This window comes from Mycobacterium sp. IEC1808 (assembly GCF_002101935.1).
In the GTDB taxonomy this organism is placed as follows: Bacteria; Actinomycetota; Actinomycetes; order Mycobacteriales; family Mycobacteriaceae; genus Mycobacterium.
This window is the reverse complement of record NZ_LQPV01000016.1, coordinates 24711-37193: the sequence shown is the minus strand read 5'-3', so window position 1 is coordinate 37193 and position 12483 is coordinate 24711. Positions and strand designations below refer to the sequence as shown.

Genomic DNA, 12483 nt, shown 5'->3' with positions numbered 1-12483 from the left:
CGCAAAGCCATTTCGATGCCACACACGGATTTCACAGGTGCGCGTGACGCATCCCACAGCGCGGGCAATTTCGGGGTAGCCAGGAATTGTTTATGTGGATACTGGTTTCAGTAGTTCAGTGCGCCCTGGCTCCGTGATAAACCCTGGTGGGGCAACGATACGCGGATACTGACCTACGGACATACGACGTTCCGTACGCAACGACGCAGCCCGGGCGCGGCCGGCCAATGACGCCGTTCTGATAAGCCGGCCAGAAAGGGCCCCTTTGCAAATTCGCCGCTATTGCGGAGTTGCTTTTCCAACACGCCCAAGGCCGGCCGAATGACGACCGCAATTCGAGGCGTGAGCTAGATGGGCGCAGCGGCGACGCGACCGGGGCAGGACTCAGAACCTACGGATATACTGAAACTGACTTACTGATCAATCGCCTACCGGCTACGACGAGAGAGTCACCCATGAGCACTCCGGACCGCATGGCCGCGGCGCCGACCGATCGCTTCGCGGTCGGGCGCACACGTAATCCCCGCACCCGACGAACGGTTGACCTTACGCCCGCCCAGCATCGAGCTCTCGACATTTGGCAGCGAGAGGCCGCCGACCGCCTCGGCGTCGCCCGCGTCACTGGGCAAGAGGTGCTCGCCACGCTCGTCGACCAACTGCTTACCGACCCCAAACTCGCGGCCCAGATCACGCGCAGCATCCAGGCCAAGCGGTAGCGCCCGTCGTCAGGATTCCAAACGCCGCGAATCGATTCCGCGGGCCACTGCGTCACGCAGCGGCGTCGCGTCGAGCGCGGCCGGTAGTTGGCGACCGACCTGTGCGATGCGGATTCGGGGTCCGGCGCGGGCGACGAGCCGGACGATGCCGTCGAAACGCTCGCCGTCGATGATGGGCGACAGCGGCTCCTCCTCGGACTCGATGATCATCTCTTCGCCGTTGACATCCCGCACCCGATCACCGGGAAGCGTTCCGTTGCGGAGCGCCGCGGGCAGGTGCGCGATGATCCTCGACGGCCTCAGGTACCCGGCTTGGAAGTGCAGCGCGCCAGGTTCAGCCGCTTTCGGGAAGAGCCGGAAACCTGCGCCGATGTGCAGGTCGATCGCGCCGGCGTGCAGCAATGTGTGTGTCCGCGTAGGGACCTCGACGCCGTCGATCAGGACACGCGCGCGCGTCGGCGCGAACAGGCGGGTCGCATAGTTGGACTTGTTCGAGTGTCCGGGGACCACCTTGTTGGTCACGTAGTCGCCGAACGAACGGGCCATTACCCGAACAACGTCCGCCCGGCCATGGGTGTGGTTGTCGTAGTACTTGTCGTAGAACCGGTTGCCGACGCCCCCGGCGGCCAGGCCAAAGCAGAGCCGGTAAAACTCTGCGCCGTCCGCGGTTTCGCCGTCGAGCTCCAGGGTGTCCAGAAACGTTTCCGGCGGAGGCTGATTCGCCTCGGCCGCGGCGACCAGGGCACGCAAAACCGCTTCGGGCCGGCCTCGTACCCGCGCCTTGCGCGCGACGGCGTTGACGCTGCCGCCATTGCTCGGCACGAACGCCGGCCAGCGGTCCGGATCGTCGACGCAGTGCCGGGTTTCGTTGATCAACCAGTTCAGCGACCCGTCGCCGCCGTCGCTGATCAGGTGGCTGACCCGCGGGTATAGGTGCCCGACGGCGTTGCGCAGCTCCGCCACCGAGGTGGTTTCGTACACCTCGCCCCACGGGCCGACGATGCGGCGCATGTCGGCGGCGACATCGTGGCGCGCGGCACGGTTCTTGCGCGCAAGCGGATTGACGATGACCCCTAGATGCATCTGGGGCTCCCCGACTCACGCCGGCCGCAACGCGGACGTGGGATTTCGCTGGCCATCTCCGCGACGATACCCGCGATGGCGATGTGGGCGAGCCGACGCGAATCTCCGCACGGTCGCGGTGGAGCAAAAGCATTGCCCGGGACGGCCCCTGCCGCTTCGCGGCTAGGGTGGCTGCCATGTCAGGTTGGACCGCGGCGGACCTGCCGTCGTTTTCGGGACGGACCGCCATCGTCACCGGTGCCAGCGGCGGGCTGGGCGAAGTGACCGCGCGGGAGTTGGCGCGGGTCGGCGCCCACGTCATCCTGGCGGTGCGCAACACCGACAAGGGCGACGCCGCGGCCGCGCGAATGACCGGCCAAGTCGAGGTGTGCCGGCTCGACCTGCAAGACCTCTCGTCGGTGCGACACTTCGCCGACCAGGTCGACAGAGTCGACGTACTCGTCAACAACGCCGGCATCATGGCGACCAAGCGCGCGTTCACCGTCGACGGGTTCGAGGGCCAGATCGGCACCAATCACCTCGGTCATTTCGCGTTGACCAACCTGTTGCTGCCCAGGCTGACCGATCGCGTTGTGACGGTGTCTTCGCTGCTACACCACATCGGCTACATCAGCCGCAAAGACCTGAACTGGCAGTCCCGGCCGTACTCGGCGTGGCTGGCCTACGGCCAGTCGAAGCTGGCCAACCTGCTGTTCACTAGCGAGCTGCAGCGGCGCCTGGATGCGGTCGGTTCTCCGCTGCGCGCGCTGGCGGCGCACCCCGGTTGGTCGCACACGAACCTGCAGGGCAACTCGGGTCGCAAATTCGGCGACGCGGCGGTGTTGGCGGTCGACCGCCTCGTGTCCACCGACGCCGACTTCGGTGCCCGGCAAACGTTGTATGCCGCATCGCAAGACCTGGCGGGCGATACGTTCGTCGGCCCTCGGTTCGGCCTGTACGGCCGCAGCCAGCCGACCTGGCGAAATTGGCCGGCCAGGCGCGCAACCACTGCCGCTGCGCTCTGGGAGCTGTCCGAACAGCTCACCGGCACGAAATTCCCGCTCTGAGGCTGACCGCGAAGCCGTCGACGCGCCCCTCCCACGAGTCGCGGTTAGATTTGTGGGTAGCCAGTCAGCAGCTTGCTGCGCGGGTCCGCTACGGCGAGCCAGCTAACAGCGAACGAGTTCGGGTGAGGAGGTTATGCCATGTCGGATACGAACCTGGCGGTTCTGCTCGCCCTGTGCGCCGCGCTGGCATCCGCGATTGGCAATGTGATTCGGCAGCGCTCCGCGCAGGAGGTCACCGAAAAACAGGTCGGTCATCTGACACTGTTCGGCATGTTGCTGCGCGACAAGCGTTGGTGGCTAGGCGGTTTGGGCGACATCTCGAGTTACCTTCTGCTGGCCTGGGCCCTCGACGAGGGATCGGTGCTGTTGGTGATGTCGCTTCAGGTGACGGCGCTGCTGTTCGCACTGCCGATCTACGCGCGGGTGACCCGTCATCGGGTGAGCCGCGGCGAATGGTTGTGGGCGATAGTGCTGGCCGCGGCATTGGCGGTCATGATCGCGGTCGGGCAACCGGCGGGTGGCCAGGAGCGCGGCACGCTCGCAGCCTGGCTGGTGGTGGCGATCGTGATGGGCCCGCCGCTGCTGCTGTTCTTGCTGGGCGCCCGGATCTGGTCGAACCGTCCGGCCGCGGCATTGCTGTTGGCGGCGGTGGCCGGTTCGTTGCTGGCGGTGTTCTCGGTGCTGATGAAGGGCGTTGTCGACGTCATCGAACACCACGCGGGAGACCTGTGGCACACGCCCGAGCTGTATGCCTGGCTGTTCACCGGAGTCGCCGGGATGATCATCCATCAATCGGCCTATCGCGCCGGAGCGCTCACCGCGTCGCTGCCGACGATCATCGTCGCCAAACCCGTCGTCGCCGGGGTGCTCGGAATCACCGTGCTTTCCGAGACTTTGAACGCCGACGGCAAAGGTTGGTTCCTGCTGGCGGTGGCCGCAGTGGTGGTGATCGTTGCGACCATCGGCCTGGCTCGGGGCGAGGCCGCGACGATGGCGGCCGGCGCCGGGCGCGACGTGAAGCTCACCGACCGGCCAAAAGCGGCCTCCCAAGCCTGAAGCTGTTCAGGTTTCACCCATTTCGAAGGTGAATTCGTGGCCGCAGATGCTAATGCGGTCGCCGCCGGCCAGCGTCGCGCTGGTGCGGACTCGTCGATCCGCGACGTCGACGCCGTTGGCGGACTGCAGGTCGGTGATAACGAAACTGTTCCCGGTGTCGACGATCACGGCGTGGTGGCGGCTGACCGTGTCGTCGTCGATGACGATGTCATTGTCGGAGAGGCGGCCGATCCTGGTCGTCGCTCCGCGCAGCGGATGACGACCGCCGGCGGCATCGCGCAGGTACGCCACGACGGAGTCACGTGAGTCCTCGGTAGGCCTACGCAGAGTCGCGACAACACGTTTCGCCGTCGCGCGGGCCACCTGTTTGACGTCGAGCGGCTCCTGGCGAAGGATCCGCTGGTGCAGGGCCCGCAAAGTGGGACCGGGGTCGATGCCCAACTCGTCGGCGAGCGTCGTCTTCAGCCGGCCGTACGCGTCGAGCGCGTCGTATTGGCGCTCGCTCAGGTAGTAGGCCGTTATCAGCTGTGCCCACAACGGTTCTCGGTAAGGGTGCTCGGAAACCAGCGCTTCGAGCTCGCCGATAACCGAATGGACTCGCCCGCAAGCGATCTCGGCTTCCGCGCGCGCGGTCAGCGCCACCAGCTTGTCCTCCCCCAATCCGGCGGCGAAGGCCTCCACGAATTCGAAGTCGCGCAAGTCCTCCAGCACCGGGCCCCGCCACTCGGCCAATGCGGTCGACAGGTGGTGGCTGGCCTGATCGAACCGGCCGGCCGCGGCCGCCTCGATTCCGGCCTTTTGCTCGACGGCGAAGCGCCCGACGTCACATGCCTCGTCGGGCACGTTGAGCCGATATCCCGGCTGGGCGCTGACCAGAACGGCGGCGCTGCCCATCAGTCGACGAAGCCGAGACACGTGCGCGTGCAGGCTCGCCCGCGCCTCGGGCGGCGGCTGCTGTTGCCACGCCGCGTCGATCAGCGAGTCGATCGAAACGGTGCGATTTCGATTGATCAGCAGGGCGGCCAGCACGGCTCGCTGCTTCGCCGGGCCCAGCGCAATCTCGGTGCCGTTGGCGCACAACTGCAACGGTCCCAACACCCCGAACCGGAGAGCGTCATCGGCCATCGCGCGTCCCTTCGCCGTCACCAGAGGTACACGCGGGCGCTGCTGCCCCCGACGCAGGTAATCCAGCTGTCACCCGGGTGCTGCTGGCAGTGCATGAGGAAGTTCGAGCCGTTGCACAGGGCGCCGGGAACGGTCTTGCAGTCGACGGCGCCCGGTGCCGAGACGGCCCGAGGCAGCGGGCTGGCGTTGCCGTATTCAGCCCAATAGGACGTCAGGACGCTGTTGGCGAAAAGGCATGACGTTTCCGGAGTCCCGCGTCCGGCGTGGGTGCCGAACCCGGTGGCCGTCGGCAGGGAGAAGCCTTGGTCGCAGGACTGATGCAGGACGCTCAGATCCGGTCCTGTTATCAGCGGGGGCACCGCGGCGCGCGGTGGCGAGGTCTGCGGCTGTCCGCTCGGCCAATGGGCGACGAGCGCGATGGCCACACCGATGCCCGCGAGAATCAGGGCGGCCGAGACCCCAATCACGGTCGGCAGCAGCCATTTCCGCTTGCGTCCGCTCGAACCGCGCTTCGGGAGTTCGCCCGTGGCGATCTCGTCCGTCGCGCCGCCTGACGCCAGGCCGACGGTCGTAAACGGGCGGGTGCCGTCGCCGTCGGTCGACGAGCTGCCCAGCGCGCGCTGCGCCGCGCGGGCGAGGGCACCCGCCGTTCCGTAGCGCTCGTCGGGGTCTTTGGCCATGCCGCGGGCGACGACTTCGTCGAGCGCCGCTGGAACGCGCCGATTCACCACGCTCGGTCGCGGGGGCGGCAACACGAGGTGGCCCGCTACCAGGTGCTCGAGGCTGTCGCCGGCGAACGGGGCGTCTCCGGTCAGCGCCTCGTACAACACGCACGCGAGGGAGTAGACGTCCACGGCGGGGGTCGTCGCCCTGTCGTTAAACCGTTCGGGCGCCATGTAATTCAACGTGCCGATCTGAGTCCCGACGGTCGTCAGCCGGGGGTCGCCCTTGGTCTGGGCGATGCCGAAGTCGACCAGATACACGAAATCGGCCGGGGTGACGATGATGTTCTGCGGTTTGACGTCGCGATGAATCAATCCCTCGGCGTGCGCCGCGTCCAGAGCGGCGGCGACCTGCCCGATGATGGCCACCGCCCGGGCGGGCGCGAGCGGGCCCTGAGCGATCAGGTCGAGCAGCGTCTGGCCCTGCACCAGGCGCATGTCGATGTAGAGGCTGCCGTCGATCTCGCCCCAGTCGTGGATCGGAATGACGTGCGGCTCCTGCAGCATCGCCGCCGCCTGGGACTCGCGCTGGAACCTGGCCCGAAACGTGTCGCTGGTCGAGAGCTCGTCGGCGAGGATTTTCAGCGCGACGGTCCGGCCTTTGCCGGTGTCGTACGCCTCGTACACCACCCCGCCGCCGCCCTTGCCGAGCAGACGCGTGAGGTTGTACTTGCCGAACGTCGTACCGACGCGCGAGTCCACCACCACCGCCTCGATTCCTCGGGTACCGAGGCAGTATCTCCCGAGGCGGCCGGGCGGTGCAGCTCTTTGCTGCGCGCGCCGTCACCGGCGGCTTGTCGGCCGTGCACAAGGTTGGCGCAAGAAACGCGCAAGGTCGGCGCCGCAGCCTCTACGTGACCGGGCAGAAGACCCGGACACGTACTTCAGGAGCCCGATATGACCACCACGTCCCGCGCGACGTTCGCGCTGATGGCAATGGCCACGGCCGCGACGATCACCCTGGCACCGGCCGCGCACGCCGAACCCGAAAACTCCCAGCCGATGGCCGCCCACGGCGTCGAAGCCCCGCTCGGGGCCGTCCCCTGGTCGCAGGTCGGTCCTGGCTGGATGCTCGCCGTCTGGAGCCCGGTTCCCGGCTTGCATACGGGCGAGACGCCGCCGCCCGGCGCACCGACCTGGGAGACGGCAACGACGACGCTGTACCTGGTCGACCCTGCCGGTGGCCGCTACCCGATCACCACCTTCCCACCGCCGGGCAAGGGTCAAAGCCCGAAGCTGGTCGACTGGTCGGGCGACGGGAGCCGCGCACTGTTCTCCATGGACGAGAAGGACCGCACGGTCCTCACCGAGGTCGACCTTCGCAGCGGCGCGAAGACGACGTTCACCGTCGACCGCACCGGCGTCAACCCGCGCTACACCCGCCCCGACGGCAAGGCGGTGCTGCTGTACAAGTGGAAGGACTCGAAGCCCGGGTCGCTCGAACGAGTCGACCTTGCCGGCAACCATCAGCTGACCTATCCGGTCGGTCAGGATTTCGACGGGTATCTGTCCACACCGGACGGCACGCAGCTGGTGCTGGGCACCGCCTCCGGCCTGGCTCTCATGGGCAACGACGGTGCGGTTGGCAAAGCGCTGCCGGTCGCTGGGGAGCGGGAGTGCACACCGACCCGGTTCTGGGACGCCGACTCGACGATCGCCGTCACGCGCTGCAGTGGCTCCGCCGGATCGCAGCTGTGGCTGGTGCCCATCGACGGTGGCACACCAACCGCGCTCACCGCGCCGAACAACGGCCAGAAGGGGCCCGACTACGGCGACTTGAACGCGTGGCAGGTCCCCGCCGGCAGGTACGTTCAGGCCGCGGGCGCGTGCGGCGTCATCTTCCTCGCCAAGGTCAACGACGACGGCACCACATCGAAGGTCTCGGTGCCCGAGGCGAAAAGCGACAGCGTCACCGTGCTCGGCGTCAACGACGGCCACCTCGAGCTCAGGGCCAGGGCCGGGTGCGGGGGCGGTCAGGCACTGATCGACTTCAACCCCGCCGCAGGCACCTCTACCGTGTTGCTCGGGCCGCCGGTCAACGGCGGCGGTGTCATCACAGCGGTGCCCTACCCGGGCCAGCGGTAGAGAGGGCGACCGACGTGACCAAAACCGCACGCCGCCAACGACTTAGAAAACGTCTGCTGATAGCGGCGCTGACCATCGCGACTGCCACGTTCGGCGCCGCATGCTCAACGAGCACCCCCAACGCGGCGTCGACCAGCTCGCCCAGTGGACGGACGCCCGCGCCCCGACAGACCGTGCTGCCGTTCACCGGCCTCGAAAGTCCGCACAGTCTGGCGGTGGACACCGCGGGCAACGTGTACGTCACCGACCTTCATCACTCCAAGGGCGAAACGGGACTGCCCTCCGTGACCACCCGCGTGATCGAGCTGCCGGCAGGGTCGACCACCCAAACGGTGTTGCCGCAGTTCGTTAATGCCGACCTGATGGCGGACTCCGCGGGCGGCGTGTGGGTCATCGACGCGGGACACGAACAGTTGGTGAAGCTGGCGGCGGGGTCGAGCCCCCAGACTGTGCTGCCACTGCCCGATCTCGGCTTGCGCAGCGAACTTCTCGCAGTGGATTCCGCCGGCGGCGCCTACGGCACCGACGGAGGCGGGGTGTACCCCGACGGCGGGTGCTGCAGGCGTGTCAACGTGGTGAAGGCCGAGGCAGGGTCGCACACCCCGAAAGTGTTGCCGTTCACACACATCCTCGGCCTCGGCGGAATGGCGGTGGACGCCGCCGGAAATGTGTACGCGGGCGAGTTCAAACAAGTGCTGAAGCTGGCGGCGGGCACGGACACCCAAACGGTGCTGCCGCTCGACCTTGGCGGTGTCGGAGGCATGGCGGTGGACTCCACCGGAGGCGTGTACGTGGTCGACGCCGAACGCAAGCAGGTGCTGAAGTTGGCGGCCGGGGCGGACAAGCCGATCGTGCTGCCGTTCAGTGGCCTCAATCAACCGGTAACGGTCGCGGTGGACGCCACGGGCAGCGTCTACGTCACCGACATCGGCAACCACAACGTGGTCAAACTTGATCCAGGAGACCAGAAATGAAGCCGAAGCTGTCGGGCCTGGTTGCCATCGCGATGGCGTCGTTCGGTGTCGTCATCGCGCCGCCCGCGATCGCCGACGCCGGGTGCGGACCGGGCGGGCCGCCGCCCGGTGCGGCGAGCAGGGACGTCAGCGACGTCTACGGCCAGCCGGCCACGCTGTGGATCAACGACATGGCCGTCGGCATCACGACCGCCCAGGGCTACGGCGAGGCAAAGGTATTGAGCGCCAGCCCCATCCGGCGCTCGGCGTTGCTGATCGACGCCCAGCAAGACGGCAATCACCAGATCATCGTCGACACCGGCCGGGAGGCGATTTTATACACGGTGTCTGGCTGCACCATCACGCCGGTTGTCGACCCGCAGGGCACGGAATTCCGATTCGACCGCGGCCACCGGAGGGGCAACGGCGACGGCATTGGCTGCAGCGACCTCGGCGACGGCCGCCGCCTGGTCGGATTGCTCCAGCTGCGGGACGAACACGGAACGCCCCTGTTTTCCGTGCGCCGCACCGAGATCGACCTCGATGGCGCGACGGCGACGATCGGCCGCTCGGACACCGTCACCGCGACGTCGGCTCAAGACCCGGCGTGGACCTCGGCGGCGAACATCAGCTGCGGCGACCTCACGATGACGAGCGACGGAGCTCAGGCCGTCAACTGACGCAAGGCTCACGCAAGAATCGCGCAAGGCCTCCCCCGCAGCCTTATACGCATGAAGAGATTGCTCATCCGAGCCCTGGCGGTTGGGCTCGCCGCGGCGGCGATGTCAACGGCGGGCTGCTCCACGACCAGCGGCACAGCGACGGCCCCGTCCACGACGGCGACCGCATCGGCCGCGGCGCAAGGACAATCGGCGTGCACCGATCTCGGCGGAACCATTGGACCCAAAGGGATCTGCCAGGTCCGAAGCGCGACCCCCAGCTACACGATCGACATGAGCTTTCCCCTCGACTACCCGGAAATGCCGGCGGTCGCCGCATTCCTGAAAAAGAATCGCGACGACTTCGTCGACTGGGTCGTAAAGATCGGGCCGCACGGTGGGCGCAACCGGCCGTATCAGTACTCCGTCACCGCAAAGACCTATCGTTCCGGAAAACCGGACGCCCGCACCCAAAGCCTTCTCCTCAAGATCGACAACGATACCGGTTTCGCCCACGAAGGTCACCCGAACACCACGTTCCAGGCGTTCAACTTCGACCTCGCCAAACGTGTCCCCATCACGTTCGACACGTTGTTCAAGCCGGGGAGCAAACCACTGGAGCTGCTCAACCCGATCGTGCGGGCCGAATTAGACGCGCCTGCTGCCGATCTCGACGCGACGACGTACCAAAACTTCGGGATAACCGACGACGCGGTGATCTTCTTCTTCGGCCAAGACCAAGTGGTGCATGACAACGCGGGACCACACAAAGTCGCGGTGCCCCGCATCGAACTCGCATCAATCCTGAGCTGATCCGGGAAAGGAACGAATCAACATGAAACACAGAGGTATTCGAGGACGAGCCGCCGCATGGCGCGCTCGTGTCGGCGTCGCCGCGCTGGCGGCGGTGCTGGCCGCCGGGTGCGCGCCGTCGAGCGGAATCCCTGCGGCGCATGGCCCGTCGGGCGCGCCGGCGGCCGAAACACAACCGGCGGCCCACGGTGTCGAGGCCGCGATCCAGACCATTCCGTGGTCGCAGGTCGGCCCGGGCTGGATGCTCGCCTTGTGGAGCCCGGCCATCAGCCACCGGCCCGGAGAGAAACGCGACCCGAACGAGCCCGACGCGAACAAGGTCACCACGACGCTGTACCTGGTGGACCCGGCCGGCGGGCGCTACCCGATCACCACGTTCCAGCCCGGATCCACCGCCCGGTTGCTCGACTGGTCAGGGGACCGGACCCACGCGCTTATGTACACGACCAAACCCGGGTCCTTGTACGACGAATCGGCCATCGCAGTCGACCTTCGCAACGGCAACCAGACCACATTCCCCATCGCCGATGGCGGCCCCATCGGCTACGCGCGCCCCGACGGCACCGCCATGCTAATCAGCAGGGGGCACTACCCGGATAGGCCCACCCTCCATCGGGTCGACCTCTCCGGCAAGGAGGAGCTGACGTATCCGCTGGGCCCGGAGTACACGGGCGGCGCTCTGCCAGCACCCGACGGCACGCAGCTGGTCCTTGGCGCCGTCGACGGCCTTGCTCTGATGGGCAGCGACGGGACGCCCGGCAAGCAACTGCCGGTGCCCGGGAACCTCACCGTGTGCTCACCGGTTCGGTGGTGGACCTCGACCGTGGTCCTCGCCAACTGCACGGACACCGGCCGCTTTTCCCACACCGGCCAGCTGTGGCAAGTGCCCGTCGACGGCACGACGCCGACCGCGCTGACCGCGGTCAACTCGGGAAATGGCCGCGATCCCGGATTCAGCGGCGACCTTGGTGACACGGACGCATGGCAGTTGCCGAGCGGCACATTCCTGCAGTCGATCGGCGGGTGCGGCACCGTGTTCCTGTCCCGCCTGACTTCCGACGGGCACGCCACCCGAGTGAAGGTGCCCGGCCTGTCCGACAGTGTGGTCGTCGACGGCGTAAGCGGTGACAAGCTGGTCCTCGTGGCCAAGGCCGGCTGCGGTCCCGGCACTTCGCTGCTGGCCTACGACCCCGCGGCCAACACGTTCACTGCGTTGCTGGGGCCGACCGTCAACGGTGGCAGCGTGACCCAGGCGATCGTCTATCCGACCCGGAAGTAGGCACCCGACACTCTGAGTTCATGCAAAAACGCATAGATAGCTCATAACCGGCATTTCACACCCGCTTTTGCTGTTCATAACTTCATAGTTGAGCGCAAACGGTGCCACACGAGACCACACTGTGAATTTAAATCGCACTTGCGGTGTTGTGCGGGAGGACGACCGGGCAGGAGAACAGCGAATGACTGCAACATCAGTGAACGCATCCGGATCCGTCGGTGCCGGTGTGCGCTATGTGGTTGTCACCGCGGTGGGCCTGTGCCTGATGTTGACCGGCTGCACGGTGTCCGCCACAGGGCGACCCGTGGCGGCGCCGAACCTGGGCCATTGGCAACCGGCGCCAATCCTCAACGCGCGCTTGGCGAACCTGCTTTTGAGCGCCAAGGACGTCAACGCCGTCGGGCAGACGACCGCCATGGCACTGCGCAGGCCGATCTCCGAGATGTCGCACAGCGACGACGTGGTCTCCGACCGGAATTGCCTCGACGCCTACTCGCCGGTCGAGGCCAGCGTCTACCGAGACAGCAACTGGGTCGCGCTGGAAGGACAGTTCCTTGATAACGCTCGCGCGAAGGCCGACCACAACAAGCACGCGCTGCTTCAGGCGGTAGTTAGGTTCCGCGACGCCGACGTGGCCCAACAGTTCTTCAGCCAGGCCAAGCCGCGGTGGGCCGCGTGCGCAAACCGGCCCCTGACCATCACCCAACCCGGCGACAACCCGGTCGCGTGGAAGTTCGGCGGACTGGTGGCGACCGACAGCACGTTGAGCCTCGTGCAGACCCTCGACACCGGCCGCGGCTTCTCGTGCCAACGCGCGGTGGGGGTGCGCAACAACGTCGTCATCGACACGCTGTGGTGTGGATTCGACACCACCGATCAAGCGGGCGAGGTCGTCAACAAGATTGCCGCCGCCGTGGAGGTGTGACCGAGCTACCGCGCCTACTCA

The 12483-nt window shown here is 67.0% G+C and carries 11 protein-coding genes and 1 pseudogene; 9 read left to right on the top strand and 3 right to left on the bottom strand.

Annotated elements, in window-relative coordinates:
• Positions 1–473 precede the first annotated feature (473 nt).
• Positions 474–716, top strand: a pseudogene (locus AWB92_RS09950) (hypothetical protein); the annotation flags it as partial.
• A gap of 9 nt (positions 717–725) precedes the next feature.
• Here the strand turns inward: AWB92_RS09950 and AWB92_RS09945 are convergent.
• Positions 726–1799: an acylglycerol kinase family protein gene (locus tag AWB92_RS09945; RefSeq protein ID WP_241523415.1), complete on the bottom strand. Its 1074-nt coding sequence runs from the start codon at positions 1797–1799 to the stop codon at positions 726–728.
• Positions 1800–1975: 176 nt separating this feature from the next.
• Between AWB92_RS09945 and AWB92_RS09940 the strand changes: the two genes are divergently transcribed.
• Together AWB92_RS09940 and AWB92_RS09935 are read left to right on the top strand one after the other, a co-directional pair.
• On the top strand, positions 1976–2845 hold the full coding sequence (locus AWB92_RS09940) for an oxidoreductase (RefSeq protein ID WP_085185198.1): 870 nt from the start codon (positions 1976–1978) through the stop codon (positions 2843–2845).
• A gap of 138 nt (positions 2846–2983) precedes the next feature.
• The gene (locus tag AWB92_RS09935; protein WP_085185197.1) at positions 2984–3901 is read left to right on the top strand and encodes a DMT family transporter; all 918 of its coding nucleotides are present in this window, start codon (positions 2984–2986) and stop codon (positions 3899–3901) included.
• 6 nt (positions 3902–3907) lie between these two features.
• Here AWB92_RS09935 and AWB92_RS09930 read toward each other — a convergent pair whose 3' ends face one another.
• Positions 3908–5026, bottom strand: coding sequence for a BTAD domain-containing putative transcriptional regulator (locus AWB92_RS09930; RefSeq protein WP_085185340.1), 1119 nt, complete (start codon positions 5024–5026; stop codon positions 3908–3910).
• A gap of 17 nt (positions 5027–5043) precedes the next feature.
• Positions 5044–6450: a serine/threonine-protein kinase gene (locus AWB92_RS09925; protein WP_085185338.1), complete on the bottom strand. Its 1407-nt coding sequence runs from the start codon at positions 6448–6450 to the stop codon at positions 5044–5046.
• Between the two features lie 195 nt (positions 6451–6645).
• On the opposite strand from AWB92_RS09925, the gene AWB92_RS09920 reads away from it, so the two are divergent.
• From AWB92_RS09920 to AWB92_RS09895, 6 genes are all read left to right on the top strand, one after another.
• On the top strand, positions 6646–7833 hold the full coding sequence (locus AWB92_RS09920; RefSeq protein WP_085185196.1) for a hypothetical protein: 1188 nt from the start codon (positions 6646–6648) through the stop codon (positions 7831–7833).
• Positions 7834–7847: 14 nt separating this feature from the next.
• Positions 7848–8807, top strand: a complete 960-nt coding sequence (locus tag AWB92_RS09915) for a hypothetical protein (protein ID WP_142282030.1) — start codon at positions 7848–7850, stop codon at positions 8805–8807.
• Positions 8804–9466 (top strand): hypothetical protein, encoded by a 663-nt coding sequence (locus AWB92_RS09910; RefSeq protein ID WP_085185194.1) that lies wholly within the window; start codon positions 8804–8806, stop codon positions 9464–9466. The genes AWB92_RS09915 and AWB92_RS09910 overlap by 4 nt, the downstream gene beginning before the upstream one ends.
• Before the next feature lie 51 nt (positions 9467–9517).
• Positions 9518–10258, top strand: a complete 741-nt coding sequence (locus AWB92_RS09905) for an esterase (RefSeq protein ID WP_085185193.1) — start codon at positions 9518–9520, stop codon at positions 10256–10258.
• 22 nt (positions 10259–10280) lie between these two features.
• Positions 10281–11537 (top strand): hypothetical protein, encoded by a 1257-nt coding sequence (locus AWB92_RS09900; protein WP_085185192.1) that lies wholly within the window; start codon positions 10281–10283, stop codon positions 11535–11537.
• Between the two features lie 181 nt (positions 11538–11718).
• Positions 11719–12462, top strand: coding sequence for a sensor domain-containing protein (locus AWB92_RS09895; RefSeq protein WP_085185191.1), 744 nt, complete (start codon positions 11719–11721; stop codon positions 12460–12462).
• Positions 12463–12483: the final 21 nt, after the last annotated feature.